Below are 14,436 nucleotides of genomic sequence, written 5' to 3' on the forward strand. Positions count from 1 at the left end.
ACCGATGCCCCATGCCCCATGCCCCATGCCCTATTACCCAATTTGAATATCCCTCACTCGCACCGGCACACAAGCGTGAGTCATTTGAGCAACCTGCATCGGCTCGCCCTTTCCGCATATATTAGTACCGCACTGAACCAGCTCCGAAGCCGGCCCGATCGCATCTATTTGATTCCAGAAATCAGTAGTCATCGCCTGATAAGTTACATCCTTCAACATACCGACAACTTTACCTTTTTCCACCTTCCAAAAAGCATCGCCGCCGAATTGAAAATTGCGCCGCTGTTGGTCAATCGAAAAACTGCCAACACCGTCGATTAAAATCCCGTCTTCCGTATCCGCAATCATCTCTGCCAAAGTAGCAGTATGGCTGCCGCCATCCGGGCCCGGCTCCAATCCCAAATTGGGAATTCTCACCATCGGCACGCTCGACCAACTGTCAGCGTAAGCAGAACCGTTGCTGCTACCGCGTCCGAGGCGATAAGCCGTCTCTCTGTCAGTGAGATAATCAACTAAAATTCCATCCTTGACAACGTACCAATCTTGTGATTTTACCCCCTCATCATCGTAACCCATTGTACCGCGGCCACCTGGTTGAGTGCGATCGCACTTAAAATTCACCCAAGGTGCAGCGTATTGCAGTTTATTTAACTTATCAGTAGTAGCAAAGCTAGTGCCAGCAAAATTAGATTCGTAGCCGTAAACCCGGTCTAATTCAGTTGGATGTCCGACAGATTCGTGAATAGTTAAGAACAAATTTGTCGGCTTGAGAATCAGGGATTTGCAAATACCAGCCGGGATTTTGGGAGCGCGCACTTTCTCAATAGCTTCAGCGGCAACTCTTTCGACTTGACTCAACAAATCATCTGGATTAATATGTTCGTAACCGATATTCAGCGGCGGGCGTTCGTAACTGCGACTTTGGGCATCGCCGCCCGCAATTGCCGTACAGCCAAAACCCGGATAGCTGCGGTAGATTGTTTGTTCGATTAGCGAGCCTTCTGTAGAAGCAAAAACCTTGTCTTCGCGGCTTGACTGCAAAAAAGAAGAAGCTTTTTTGATGCCTTGTGCGCCGTGTGCTAGCAGCTTCTCGTTGATAGTTAGCAGCAGTTCAGCTTTCTCAGCAACCGATACAGAAAAAGGGTCAATGGCGATGGGAGTTACATAGGTATCGATATATTTTTCGACAGGCACTAACCGCACCGGTTCCTTTTGAGTTAAGCGGCTGCCTTTAGCGATTTCTACAGCCAAAGCGACTATTCTTGCAACCTCTGCCGGTGTTTTGCTGTGACTGGCGGCAAACCCCCAAGCGCCGTCTAGAAGCACTCGCACGCCAAAACCGGAACTTACATTATCTGACAGTTGACTTAAAGATCGATCGCGCGCGTAAAGATTCTGCTTTCGGTAAGTGCAAAAACGCACATCACCGTACTCGCAACCTGTTTTCCGAATCAAATCTACAGCTAAATTTGCTAACTCGTTAGCAGAGATTTTTGCAGTTAATTGCACCATAGTTATTCGTCATTCGTCGTTAGTTGTTAATTATTATAGCGCTTTTCAATTTTTTGAACCATTTTTAACAAGCCTTCTATGGGCGGGCAGGATGCCCACCCAACAATAAATTCACTCTTTGTGGAACAGGCATCTTGCCTGTTCTTAAAAATAGTACAAAGAGTGAGTTTAATGGCGGGCAGGATACCCACCCCACAATAAATTGACTCTTTGTGGAACAGGCATCTTGCCTGTTGTTTATCATTGGGCAATATCTCAGTTTAATCTCACTCCATCTCCTGCAAAACCCCGGTTAAAATTTCCACAAGGCGATCGATATGTTCTTTCTCAATTATCAGCGGTGGCGACAAAGCAATAATATCACCAGTCGTGCGAATCAGCAAGCCTTTTTCATAGCACTGAATAAAACAATCAAAAGCCCGTTTCCCCGGCTTTCCAGCAATAGATTCCAACTCAATACCCGCCACCAGTCCCAGATTCCGAACATCAATTACGTGCCGCACCCCCTTCAAAGAATGCACCGCATTTTCCCAATAACCAGCCATCTTATCAGCTCGTTCAAACAGCCTTTCTTCCTCATAAATATCCAGCGTCGCCAGAGCAGCAGCACAAGCCAGAGGATGACCAGAATAAGTATAACCGTGAAAAAGCTCGATCGCATTTTCAGGAGCATTCATAAAAGCATCATAAATGCCTTGTTTTACAAACACCGCCCCCATCGGCACCGTACCGTTAGTTATCCCTTTCGCCGCCGTCACAATATCAGGAACCACCCCAAAATATTCCGTTGCAAAACTAGAGCCTAGTCGCCCGAATCCGGTAATTACCTCATCAAAAATCAGCAGAATTCCGTATTTGTCACAAATCGCCCGCAGCCGCTCCAAATAACCTTTCGGGGGAATCAAAACACCTGTAGAACCAGCCACCGGTTCGACAATTACCGCTGCAATATTCGACGCATCGTGTAAAGCGACAATCCGCTCCAATTCATCCGCCAAATGCGCTCCCCATTCCGGTTGTTTGCGGCTGAAAGCATTGTGTTCGAGATTGTGAGTGTGAGGCAAATGATCGACTCCCGTCAGCAAACTGCCAAAAAACTTGCGGTTTGTACCGATACCGCCGACAGAAATTCCCCCAAAACCAACGCCGTGATAGCCGCGTTCCCTGCCGATTAATCTTTGGCGAGTTCCTTCACCTTTCACCCGGTGATAAGCAATTGCAATCTTCAAAGCAGTTTCTACAGATTCCGAACCAGAATTAGTAAAGAAAACGCGATCGAAATTGCCCGGAATCATCTTTACCAAACGTTCCGCTAATTCAAAAGCACCCGGATGTCCCATCTGAAAAGCCGGAGAGTAATCCAAACGCAAAACCTGCTGTTTAACTGCTTCGGCAATTGTCTCGCGGGCGTGTCCTGCATTCACGCACCAAAGCCCCGCAGTACCATCTAAAATTGAGCGGTTATCATCTGTTGTAAAGTGCATATCTTTTGCCGAAACCAATATTCGCGGGTTCGCTTTAAACTGTCGGTTGGCAGTGAATGGCATCCAGTAAGCGTCCATATTTGTCATCGTTTTTTTATCTTTTTATATTGATGATTCTGCCTTCAAACTATAACTTGCTACCGATTGCCGATCGCCAGACGCTTATTATAATTTTACAAATATCTTTTTTAAACGAACCGCGAAGACGCAAAGAGCGCGAAGGAAGAGAAGAAAGAGGTTTTTATCATTTTGAAGTAGAGTATTTGCGTGAAGACATCTACCTATCTTCTTCTTTCTTTTCCTTCGCGCCTTTGTGGTTAATTAAATAGATATTCTTTAATTAACGATCGCGGACACAGACTCATGCTGCAACAAACCGGTCAGCATTTTCACAGGCCTCTCCCCGTAGGGCCACGCGAAAGCATGGCGGAAAGCGGCCTCTTGACACGCTTGCAACTGCCGAAAATCAATGATATCCAAAGTTAACAAATTCTCGTACTCAAAAGGCAGCCGCACGTTGTGCAATCCCGCGTTGTCGGTGCAAATGGCAATATCGACGCCAGCTTCAAAACATCGATCGAACACAACCTTCAATTCGCGCATATCTTGTAACGTCCCCGTTTTGAGATAGGTAGTCGGGCAAACTTCCAAGCATTGACCCCTGCGCGCGACTTCTGGCAGCAGTTCGGGATATTTTAACGGAATTTGAATCCCGTGGCCGATACGCATCAGATAAGGCAAAAGTTCGGGATAACAGCCAGAGGTAGTTTCATAGAGGTGGCCGGTGGTTTTGATGCCGATCGACCTCGCATACTGGTACAATCCGACAAACTCCTCTAAACGCTCGCCAATACAATCATCGCCGCCAGCTATATCGATCGCACAAACATATTCTCCCATCCCGGCCGCCAAATCTACGATCGCCCGATTCACCTCATAGGGTAAACGCGAGTGCATACACAAAATTTGGCTAGTAACAATCGGACAATCGCTAATTTGACTTGCCTTGCCCACAACTTGTACAATTTCTGCCATCAAATCAATGCGTTCTGACTGTTCCAAATGTTCTGGAGTCCGCAAATAAGGCGTATAGCGCAACTCCAAATAAGCCATATTTTCAAACACGTAAGCGCCCCGCATCAACCGATAGATGAAATAAGGCAACGTCTCAACAGTTTGAACGCTTTCTACCAGCGTGTGCAGTTCCAAATACTCATTTAGACTATTGCGCGGACGAGTGTAAAACTCCTCAAACTCCGAGTATTCTTGAAATCGATTAACCATCTCAGCATTGTGGCGATCAAAATACCGCCACAGCACCCTAGGAACTACAGAACCACCCAGATGGCGGTGCAACTCAGCGTGTAAAGTCATGCGATTTTAGATTTTAGATTTTAGATTTTAGATGGAAAGAATTGAAGGATTGAAGAATTGAAGGATTGAAGAATTTGTAATTTAGTCCTATACGCATCAGTGGCCAGAAACCGGGTTTTCCCCCATACCAGCCAACAACCTCCAGCAGGTAAACTGTTCCACATTTAATCTGCACATTGGATTCCCATAAAAACTCATCAAATCCTCTCTCATTCTCCCCTCTCCCATTCTCCCCCTCTCGGGCTCTCCCTTCCCAAGTCCCCCGATAGTGCTGGAAGCGGGTTGATGAGAGCAATACAGCCTCAAGTCTTTCAATTGTAACAAAAATTTATTTGACATCCGGGACACGTTCATACATAATCGGAGATTGTGTCAACCTGAACTGAACGCGAGAAACCCTTGGCTAACGTAGTTGTGATCGGCGCCCAGTGGGGCGATGAAGGAAAAGGCAAAATTACCGATTTGCTCAGCAAATCCGCAGATATCGTTGTCCGCTACCAAGGGGGCGTCAACGCGGGTCACACCGTGGTAGTAAACGGTCAGACTTTCAAGCTGCACTTAATTCCGTCCGGGATTCTCTACCCTGATAAAGAGTGTATTATCGGCTGTGGCACGGTCATTGACCCCAAAGTTTTAATTGCAGAGTTAGATCAGCTAGAGGCACTGAATATTTCGACAGCCTCGCTGATGATTTCGGAGACGGCTCACGTCACGATGCCCTATCATCGATTAATTGATGTAGCATCGGAAACGCAGCGGGGAAATTATAAAATCGGGACGACGGGACGCGGCATTGGCCCTACTTACGCCGACAAGTCGGAACGTACTGGCATTCGGATGCTAGATTTAATGGACTTGGAAGGGTTGCAAGAACAATTGGAATGGACGATTAATTGTAAAAATGTCCTTCTCGAAAAACTCTACAATTTGCCGCCTTTAAATCCGCAAGACGTAATTGATGAATATCGAGTTTATGCGGAACGTTTGCGCCCGCACGTAGTAGATAGTTCCCTGAAGATTTATGAGGGAATTTACAAGCGGAAAAATATTCTGTTTGAAGGCGCGCAAGGCACTTTATTAGACTTAGACCACGGTACTTATCCTTACGTTACTTCCAGCAATCCAATCGCTGGTGGGGCTTGTGTGGGAACCGGTGTCGGGCCAACAGCGATTGATCGCGTAATTGGCGTAGCAAAAGCTTATACAACCCGCGTCGGAGAAGGCCCCTTCCCTACCGAAATGGTAGATGGAATAGGAGCAGTTTTGGGCGAGAGAGGTGCAGAATTCGGCACGACAACCGGCCGCAAACGCCGCTGCGGTTGGTTCGACGCGGTAATCGGCCGTTACGCAGTCCGCATCAACGGCCTTGACTGTCTGGCAATTACCAAACTAGATGTGTTGGATGAATTAGAAGAAATAAAAGTTTGCGTTGCTTACGAAATTGACGGCGAAAAATGTGTTGATTTCCCGAAAAGTTCCCGGATATTTGCTCAGTGCCAACCTATTTACGAAACCCTTCCCGGTTGGAAACAGTCTACGGAAGAGTGCCGGAATTTGGAAGATTTACCGCCGCAAGCATTGGATTATCTAAAGTTTTTGGCAGATTTGATGGAAGTGCCGATCGCGATCGTTTCTCTCGGTGCCAGCCGCGACCAAACTATTATTGTAGAAGACCCGATTCACGGCCCGAAACGCGCTTTGCTCTCTGCTGACGGTACGCCAGTAGCAGCACAATCATAACAGGTTTAGTTATAATAGACAAAAAGGGTCTATCTCATGTGTGACGAGGCTCCAATGACCGATGAAGATCGTCTGATCTACCAACTAACCCTTCATCGAGATTTGGTTGGCTGGGTAATCGGAAAGTTAGCTGAAGCTGGCATTGCATCCCAGAGAACTACTGGCAACGATCCGAAAGGAGACATTTTGATTGTCGCTCCAAATGAGGCCTCGCAAGTAAAAGAAATAATTCGGGATCTTCATAATCAATACACGAGAGAAAATATCAAAGATTCACAGTCAACCTTAGAGGAAAGAAAAACAAACTTACCGCATATAGAAATCAAAACCACATACCTTTCAGGAAAAGCAGTTAATGAAATTATTGATACTGCTACTGTCATTGCAGTTGTAAGTGCCGATAGAATTTCTGGACCAGGCAAGGCCAAATTTATAAAAGCAGGTATAGCTTATGCAGAAAATATTCCTTTGGACGAGTTTCTAGATGTTTAGTAGCAGGAGTAATCCCAATGTTTGACATCAGTTTTTATTCAGCCAATGGTGAACCGTCCGATAGTGTAAGAATAACAGCAGCTACTTACGAGTGGTTAGCAAAATCAGCCTTTTCAAAAATAGGTGGCGAATCAGTCGAAACCCAAATTTACCTAGATGAAGAAAATGTAATTCTGCCTCTAGTTGAATTAAATCAAGATATTCGCCAGCAGTTCAAGAAAATTTTCAGCGAAGCAATCATCAGTGAAAGCGATGCAGTTCTTACTAAGCTTGGTGATTACCCTTCAAAAGAAGAGTATCAATCAGGAACGTACCGTTTGAGGAAAATGCTGGAATTGCTGAAGTGTGTGGAAAACGAAAATTATCAATACCTTCAGCGAATTTAATTGAGCGCGATCGCAATATCACAATTCTGGTAAAATGTGAAAACAATCAGCAGAAAGTCATAAAATGGAACTCGCAGTAGAATGTCAAAAGCGGGCAGAAGGCAGTAAACCTAACGCCCTCCGCCGCTCTGGATTGATTCCCGCCGTCCTCTACGGTCACAAAGGATCTGAATCCATTTCCCTTACCATCAAAGCCAAAACAGTTGAAAACCTGCTCAAAAAGCACGTAGTCAACAATACCCTAATTGACCTCAGCATTCCTGACCTCTCTTGGAGTGGAAAAACCTTGCTGCGGGAAGTTCAAGTTCATCCTTGGAAGGGCTATCCTTACCACCTGAGCTTTTTCTCCGTGGCAACTCAAGACAGTCTGGAAGTTGAAGTGTCGCTGAATTTTGTCGGCGAAGCTGTCGGCGTCAAGTTAGAAGGCGGCATCTTGGATACCGTGCTGACGCAACTAGCAGTTAAGTGCAAACCTGACAGCATTCCTGAAGGAATTGATGTAGATATTTCTAATTTAAAGGTTGGGGATGCGCTGCACATTCACGAATTAGTTTTGCCGGCGGGAGTGGTAGCTCTCGGCGAACCCGATCAGGTGGTTGTTACCGTGCTGGGAATTCAAGCAGGTTCTGAAGCAGAAGACGCAGAAGAAGAGGCAGACGCAGCAGCTTAATTAGTAATTGCTAATAGTTGTTAACTAACTGATGGTTGAAGAAAAAGGGCGATCGCTTTCTCCCAAAAGGGCGATCGTTTTTTGCTAAAAAGGCTATTCTCGTTTGGGTTCGATCGCACATCTTGCACCCTTCTCAAAAATAGGCTTTCCGCCCTGTTCCACAAAGAGTGAATTAGTTGCTTGTGGGCCGTTGCTCCTAGCCCGCCGGTAAAAAGCCTATAGAAAAGGGTGCAATCTCCCTTGCCCAGTCCACAAGCAAGCATCCCACAAGCAAGCACCGGCAGTGTTTACTTTTCTTTATAAAACGGGCGATCGTTCAGAACCTACAAAAGTCGCGACTGGCCCGCAAATCCGCCAGAAACCGGACTGATTGTTAGATATTTAGCCGTAAAATCAAAAAATCAGCCGAGAATCCCGGTTCCTCGCCAGCACCGGGAATCAAAAAAATTAAGAATTAGGGGAACAAGCCCCCTACTGTGAGTGTCAAACGCGAGTATAATTGTGAAACGTTTTGACTACCCTATTTAATTCCTGCCTCTGGAGCCGCCGCCCATATGCCATCAACAGTGAATACAGAATCAACAGCGGTTCAATTTAACCAACAGGGAGAAACATACTTATCCCAAGGAAAAATAGAAGAAGCGATCGCATCCTGCGAGCAAGCTTTGAAGATTCACCCCAATTTTGCACCAGCTTACAAGACTTTGGGCAACGCGCTGCAAGCTCAAGGCAGGATGGAAGAGGCGCGACACTGGTACGCTAAAGCGATTGAAATAGAACCGAATTTTGCGGAGGTATACGCGAATTTGGGCAGCCTGGGCGCGCAGCAGCAAAAATGGCAGGAAGCGATCGGATTTTATCAAAAGGCGATCGCGATTAAGCCGAATTTCGCGGGAGTGTACCGGAATTTAGCAAAAGTATTCGGACAAATTAGCAAACCGGAAGAAGCCCAGCAGTGCTGGTATCAAGCATTTAGTTTGGAACCGGAAAAAGTAGCGCCTGGGGAACACTTGAATATGGGCGACGCTTTTTTCCGACAAGAAAAATTGACGGAAGCGATCGCCTGTTACGATCGCGCCATAAAATTAAATCCTAATGTGGCGACGGCATACCAAAATTTGGGCGAAGCGCTCAAAAAACAAGGCAAGTTAGAGGAAGCGACAGCATATTATCGCAAAGCTATTGAACTGAACGCAGCTAATGCGAGAAACGGCAGCGAGGGACAGCAAACTTTGGCGGGTGCAACTGCGAAAAACGGTGCAGTCAAGCAGCAGCCCGCAGCAACCGCAGTCAAGCCCCCAGTGCAGCCGCCAGTTAAGCCGCCAGTGCAGCAGGCAGTTAATTCTACAATTAATATAGAAGATCCAGAAGCCTACAAAATATTGGCAGAAGGCTATTTTGCTCAGGGCAAATTGGAACAGGCGATCGCAGCTTGCAAGAAGGCGCTACAAATTAAGCCGGAAGCGCCGCTTTACAAAATGCTGGGCAACGCCCTCCAAGCTGGCGGCAAAATTGATGAAGCTAAAAGTTGCTATGTCAAAGCAATAGAAATTAACCCAAATTTTGCCGAAGCATACGCTAATTACGGCAGCATTTGCGCGCAGCAGGAACAGTGGCAGCAAGCGGTTTCGGCTTACGAAAAGGCGATCGCCCTGAAACCAGATTTTGCCGGTGCTTTTCGCAATTTTGCCAAACTGTTGACGCAGTTAGGCAAGTCGGAGGAGGCTGCTGAGGCTTGGTATCGAGCATTTGCGATCGACCCAAAATCCGGGACGGCTGAGGAACACGAGAATTTAGCCAAAACTTTGATCGATCAAGGTAAGGTAGATAAGGGAATTGAGTGTTACCGGCGCGCGGTTGAGTTGAACCCAAATGCTGGCGCAGCTTATCACCAATTGGGGGAAATACTTAAGGGTCAAGAACAGTGGGAAGCGGCGGTAGATGCTTACAGCAACGCTATTAGAAACACTCCTGATCTTTCTTGGTCGCACAACAATTTAGCTGAGTCGCTGGTTAAGTTGGAACGGTGGGAGGAAGCTGTAAATGCTTACCGCAAGGCGATCGAATTAAATCCTGATTTTAGCTGGTCTCACAACAATTTAGCAGATGTGCTGCTGAAGTTGGAACGGTGGGAAGAAGCTGTAGAGTCTTACCGGAAAGCAACAGAGTTAAATCCTGATTTCAGTTGGTCGCACAACTATTTAGCAGACGCGCTGATTAAGCTGGGACGGTGGGATGAGGCAATTTCGGCTTACGAAAGGTCGATCGAACTCAATCCTGGCCATTTTTGGGCGCACAACAATTTAGCAGAAGCGCTGGTGAATTTGGAACGGTGGGATGAAGCGGTTGTTGCCTACCGGCGTGCTAACGAAGTTAATCCGAATTTCTTCTGGTCGCAGAGCAAATTGGGCGACGCGCTGCTAGAAATGGAAAGGTGGGAGGAAGCGATCGATGTTTACCGGCGCGCGGCCGAGTTGAATCGGGATTTTGCGTGGACTTATTACAACATGGCAACGGCTTTTGAGAAGCTGGAACGGTGGGATGAGTCGATCGCCGCTTACCGCCGCGCTGCGGAAATTCAGGCGGATTTGCCGTGGCTTTCGCAAAAGTTGGCTGATGCTTTGAGGATGCGATCGCAGTGGGATTTGAAGGAGGCGATGCGTTTGTACCGGCGCGCGATTCAGGAGAATCGTGATGACGTGCAGTTGTATCACAAGGCGCTGGAGATTGCGCCGAATGATGCTGACCTTTATGTTGAGTTGGCGGATGCTTTGGTGCGGCACAGTTGGCCGGATGGGGCGATCGTCTTTTATCAGATGGCCTTGCAGATTCGGCCTGAATCTCGGGAAATCCGCCAGCAGTTAGATCGGGTATTGGCAACAAAAGAGCCAATTAAAAACCAGTCGCCCGTGGAGGTATTGAGTACGCCTAAAAGCCATGAACCAGTCAGCACAGGCGGTATGATGGTTAGTGAGCGCCCAGAAGATAGACCTTTAGAGAAGGACGTGCGTCTTATCGCTTTTTACCTGCCGCAGTTCCATCCCATCCCAGAAAATGACTTGTGGTGGGGTAAAGGTTTTACAGAGTGGACTAAAGTTACAAAAGCTCAACCTTTATATCAAGGGCATTATCAACCTCATCTTCCAGCCGATCTAGGATTCTATGATTTACGCCTGTCGGAAGCCAGAGAAGCACAGGCAGCACTAGCCAAAGAATATGGGATTTTTGGCTTTTGCTATTATTATTATTGGTTCGCCGGGAAGCGCCTGCTTCACCGCCCTCTAGATGGAATCTTGGAAACAAAGAAACCGGATTTTCCATTCTGTGTTTGTTGGGCGAATGAAAACTGGACAAGACGCTGGGATGGAGCCGAACACGATATTTTGATCGCGCAAGACCATTCTCCAGACCAAAATAAAGCTTTTGCCGAAAGTTTAATTCCGATTTTGCTTGATGAGCGATATATTCGCATCAATGGCGAACCCTTACTCATTGTCTATCGCAGTGATATTTTGCCAGATCCTATCCGCCTAACAGAGCAGTGGAGAGAGGTTTTCAGAAGAAATGGTGTCGGAGAAGTTCACCTTTGCCTCGCAATTACTTGTTTTTCTGGTTATGTAGACCCAGTTAGTGTCGGCTTTGATTCTTCGTTGCAGTTTCCACCGCACGGAGTCCCGGCTCGGGAAATTCCACCCTCAGAACTTGTTGGAATGCGAGGTGATTTTACCGGAAAAATGTATGACTATCAAGACGCTGCTATCAATATGGTGTCGTCAAAGCTTCCAGATTTTAAAATGTTTCCCGGAGCAATGACTGCATGGGACAATACTGCTCGCAGAGGAAGTTCAGCTCATGCGTATATTAATTCTAGCCCCGACGCTTACGAGTTTTGGCTGCGCGGTTCGATCGAGAAAACCAAACAAAGGTATTCAGGCGATGAACGACTGGTCTTTATTAATGCTTGGAATGAATGGGCCGAGGGCGCTCATCTAGAACCCGATCAGAAATACGGACACAGCTATCTTTTAGCAACTCGCAACGCTCTTGCTGGTACGCACAGTTGGCAAACAACTATCAAATTGTTGCGTTGTCTTCCCTCAGAATATCTACATCCATCGCTGGAAGAGTTGGAGAAGAGAATCGCAGCCAAAGACCGATCGCTCGAAGCCATGTACAACCTTCTTAAACAGACAACAGTACACGAACTTTTCGATCCCAAAGCAGAAATATGGACGTGGCTGTAGATCCAGACAAGCTGGACATGGCTAAATTTTGGCAAACTGTAAAACTATTGCTGGTACTCACTGGTGCAAAACAATCACCCTAGTATTTCTGGATTGCCTCTAGTCTCGATCGTTATTCCCTGTTACAAACACAAAGATTTTCTCAAGAGGTGTCTGGATTCAGTGGCAGCTCAAACCTATGAAAATTTAGAGGTGGTAATTATTGATGACTGTTCTCCCGACGGTTCATCAGAGGAAATAGCACGTTTAATTCAAAGTGTTAGTTGGGAGTCTAGGTTTCCCAACCGCACACAATTTTATCCATTCACCAAGAATCAGGGTGCTCATGCTGCTATTAATTACGGCATAACGCAAGCCAAGGGAAATATTATTGCAATATTAAATTCGGATGATACATATCATCCGCAGCGCCTCCAATTGATTGTTAAGGAAATGCAGGCTAAAGGGTGCGAATTTGCATTTAGCCGCGTGCAGTATATTGATGCAGATGACAGGATTGTCACAGAATCTCATCCCCAAGCTCGCAGTTATTTCGCGGCTCAAGAAACAATCAGGCAGTTTCCCTCAGTGGGGTTTGCCTGTTTCACATACAATGTAAGTATATCAACAGGAAATTTTGTTTTCACTAAAGAGCTTTTTAACCGCGTCGGTCACTTTAATAATTATCTGTACTGTCACGATTGGGACTTTCTCCTTCGGTCGATCGTACATACTGAACCGCTGTTTTTAGAGCAAGACCTCTATTACTATCGCTTTCACGGGAAAAACTCTTTTGAATCTTTAGGATCGATTGGCTCTCAAGAAACACACAAAATTCTTACGGCTTTTATCTCGCAGATACGCAATAGTTTGCCGCCAAATCGCTTGGCTCCTTCTCCATTCAATTGGCCTGACTTATTTGAACTATTCATTCATTGGTATGGCTACGATAAATTAAATACCTCTGGGTAGGTACTTGGCTAATCTGCTCACACTGTCCGACACTGTGAGCAGATTAGTATCAGCGCTCGCCAAGAGGTTTTTGCATAACTATCAGTGATTGCGGGATGATCTCTGGATCGTAGGTAAAATCGCAGAAATCAAGATATTTAGTCCATTCTTGTTCAACATACTTCTGGGGGATTACAGCTTCTCCGTAAAAAGATGCGTCGCGAGGGCCTCCGCCCCCCGTCGGACTATATAAAAACTTACCGCTGTCGTAATCGGCCAAAGCAGCCTCAGTGTCCACAAATGAGTGAGCTAAGGCATGATGCCAATTATTAGAACTATTGCTCTGGTTTCGCAGCGTGCGACAAAGTTCTATAAAACTGCGCGCCTGAGTAGTGGCGACGAGGATACCTCCTGGTTTTAGTATCCTTGAGAACTCTTCAATCCACTGAATGTGAACGGGTTCCGCCAAGTGAGAGAAGACGGAGTAGGCGTAAACAATGTCGAAACTGCCCTCAGAAAATTCCAAAGGAGGCAGCGGTTTGATGGCGCTGTAGTGTCCGTGTCCGACTGTTTTGATACAGAGGTCAGTCATCTCTGAATCGACATCAATGCCATAGAGATTGTCTGCTGTGACATCTTTTAGGAAAAAACGAATTATCCGCCCCCATCCACAGCCAAAATCTAGAACTCGAGTATCCCGCCCTAATTTCCGCCCCAATTTCCCTGCATACCGCTTGATTTCAGAATAGAAATTAAACGCTTCATTAAGAGCCTGTGACCCTGACATTCCAACAAACTGACGCTGAAGTTCTTCGGGCGGAAATCCCGGCATTTCAATGCCCTCTACGATACCGTGATCGAGGCTTTTAAGCAGTACCTCCAACCATTCGCTATCGCTCATGCCAGACGTATAAGTTAAGATCGCAGCGTTAGTGCTTCCCGATGCAACTACCTCCGGTTTTGAAGGAGCGATTGTTACCAGCGGATGTCTGATAGATGCTTCGGATAAATTCGTCGTCGATACCACCTGTAACTGCTGCCCTGTCTGGTAATCTTGAGACTCGAAGCGTTGAGATTGCTCTTGAACTTGATGTCGCAAAGACTGGTATTGCTCCAAATCTGCCTGAATCTGCTGCAATCGAGCCTGAGAAAGCTTTATCTCTGCCTGAATCTGCTTTAAACGGGGCAGCTTCTGCCGAAATCTCACCGTTGCTATCGGCACACTGTTTCCATCTGAGAAGACTGCTTCAAGAAGTAACTCAGCTTCCTGTGGCAGTTCGCTCACTCCTACTTCTGCCGAAAAGCCACAGCTTTCTGAACGGGCTACATTGGAATAAATTTTAGCTACATCCGGGCGAGGATTATTAACAGCCAGTTTTTGGATGAGTGTGCCGCTGCTAATTACTTTCACGGCCACTACTGGGTACTTTTTACCCAATACCCAACCATAAACAAAAATCTTGTCTGTGTCACTCTGTAACTGCTTCCGAGGGCTGTCTATATTAAAAGCCCACAGCAATTCGGAATCTTCTACGGATAACAGGACAACATCCAGAATTTCAATTGAAGCTGATTCAGTCATTTTATTTCTCGGTTGTAACTTC

11 protein-coding genes are annotated in these 14,436 nt (G+C 46.3%); 7 read left to right on the top strand and 4 right to left on the bottom strand.

Going from position 1 to position 14,436, the window contains the following annotated elements; translation table 11 throughout:
* Positions 1-33 precede the first annotated feature (33 nt).
* A complete protein-coding gene (locus tag NDI35_RS08840) occupies positions 34-1,512 on the bottom strand; it encodes a TldD/PmbA family protein (RefSeq protein WP_445312402.1) in 1,479 nt (492 codons plus the stop codon).
* Positions 1,513-1,778: 266 nt separating this feature from the next.
* A complete protein-coding gene (gene aptA / locus NDI35_RS08845; protein ID WP_445312403.1) occupies positions 1,779-3,083 on the bottom strand; it encodes an omega-aminotransferase AptA in 1,305 nt (434 codons plus the stop codon).
* Between the two features lie 23 nt (positions 3,084-3,106).
* Here aptA and NDI35_RS08850 point away from each other — a divergent pair, with 23 nt between their 5' ends.
* Positions 3,107-3,325 (top strand): hypothetical protein, encoded by a 219-nt coding sequence (locus NDI35_RS08850; protein WP_445312404.1) that lies wholly within the window; start codon positions 3,107-3,109, stop codon positions 3,323-3,325.
* Positions 3,326-3,332: 7 nt separating this feature from the next.
* Here the strand turns inward: NDI35_RS08850 and NDI35_RS08855 are convergent, their stop codons facing one another.
* Positions 3,333-4,370, bottom strand: coding sequence for an adenosine deaminase (locus NDI35_RS08855; RefSeq protein WP_445312405.1), 1,038 nt, complete (start codon positions 4,368-4,370; stop codon positions 3,333-3,335).
* A gap of 399 nt (positions 4,371-4,769) precedes the next feature.
* Here NDI35_RS08855 and NDI35_RS08860 point away from each other — a divergent pair, with 399 nt between their 5' ends.
* From NDI35_RS08860 to NDI35_RS08885, 6 genes are all read left to right on the top strand, one after another.
* Entirely contained in the window at positions 4,770-6,110 is a 1,341-nt protein-coding gene (locus NDI35_RS08860; RefSeq protein ID WP_445312406.1) for an adenylosuccinate synthase, read from the top strand.
* 54 nt (positions 6,111-6,164) lie between these two features.
* The gene (locus NDI35_RS08865) at positions 6,165-6,602 is read left to right on the top strand and encodes a hypothetical protein (protein ID WP_445312407.1); all 438 of its coding nucleotides are present in this window, start codon (positions 6,165-6,167) and stop codon (positions 6,600-6,602) included.
* Positions 6,603-6,619: 17 nt separating this feature from the next.
* Complete coding sequence (locus NDI35_RS08870; RefSeq protein WP_333144866.1) at positions 6,620-6,988, top strand: hypothetical protein; 369 nt, start codon at positions 6,620-6,622, stop codon at positions 6,986-6,988.
* Positions 6,989-7,052: 64 nt separating this feature from the next.
* On the top strand, positions 7,053-7,658 hold the full coding sequence (locus tag NDI35_RS08875; RefSeq protein WP_445312408.1) for a 50S ribosomal protein L25/general stress protein Ctc: 606 nt from the start codon (positions 7,053-7,055) through the stop codon (positions 7,656-7,658).
* 554 nt (positions 7,659-8,212) lie between these two features.
* Positions 8,213-11,902, top strand: a complete 3,690-nt coding sequence (locus NDI35_RS08880) for a glycoside hydrolase family 99-like domain-containing protein (RefSeq protein ID WP_445312409.1) — start codon at positions 8,213-8,215, stop codon at positions 11,900-11,902.
* A gap of 63 nt (positions 11,903-11,965) precedes the next feature.
* Positions 11,966-12,853, top strand: a complete 888-nt coding sequence (locus NDI35_RS08885) for a glycosyltransferase family 2 protein (RefSeq protein ID WP_445312410.1) — start codon at positions 11,966-11,968, stop codon at positions 12,851-12,853.
* 49 nt (positions 12,854-12,902) lie between these two features.
* On the opposite strand, the gene NDI35_RS08890 is transcribed toward NDI35_RS08885, so the two are convergent.
* Complete coding sequence (locus NDI35_RS08890; RefSeq protein WP_445312411.1) at positions 12,903-14,414, bottom strand: class I SAM-dependent methyltransferase; 1,512 nt, start codon at positions 14,412-14,414, stop codon at positions 12,903-12,905.
* Positions 14,415-14,436: the final 22 nt, after the last annotated feature.

The sequence above is a fragment of the Microcoleus vaginatus FACHB-2002 genome (assembly GCF_040004035.1).
Lineage (GTDB): Bacteria > Cyanobacteriota > Cyanobacteriia > Cyanobacteriales > Microcoleaceae > Microcoleus > Microcoleus vaginatus_C.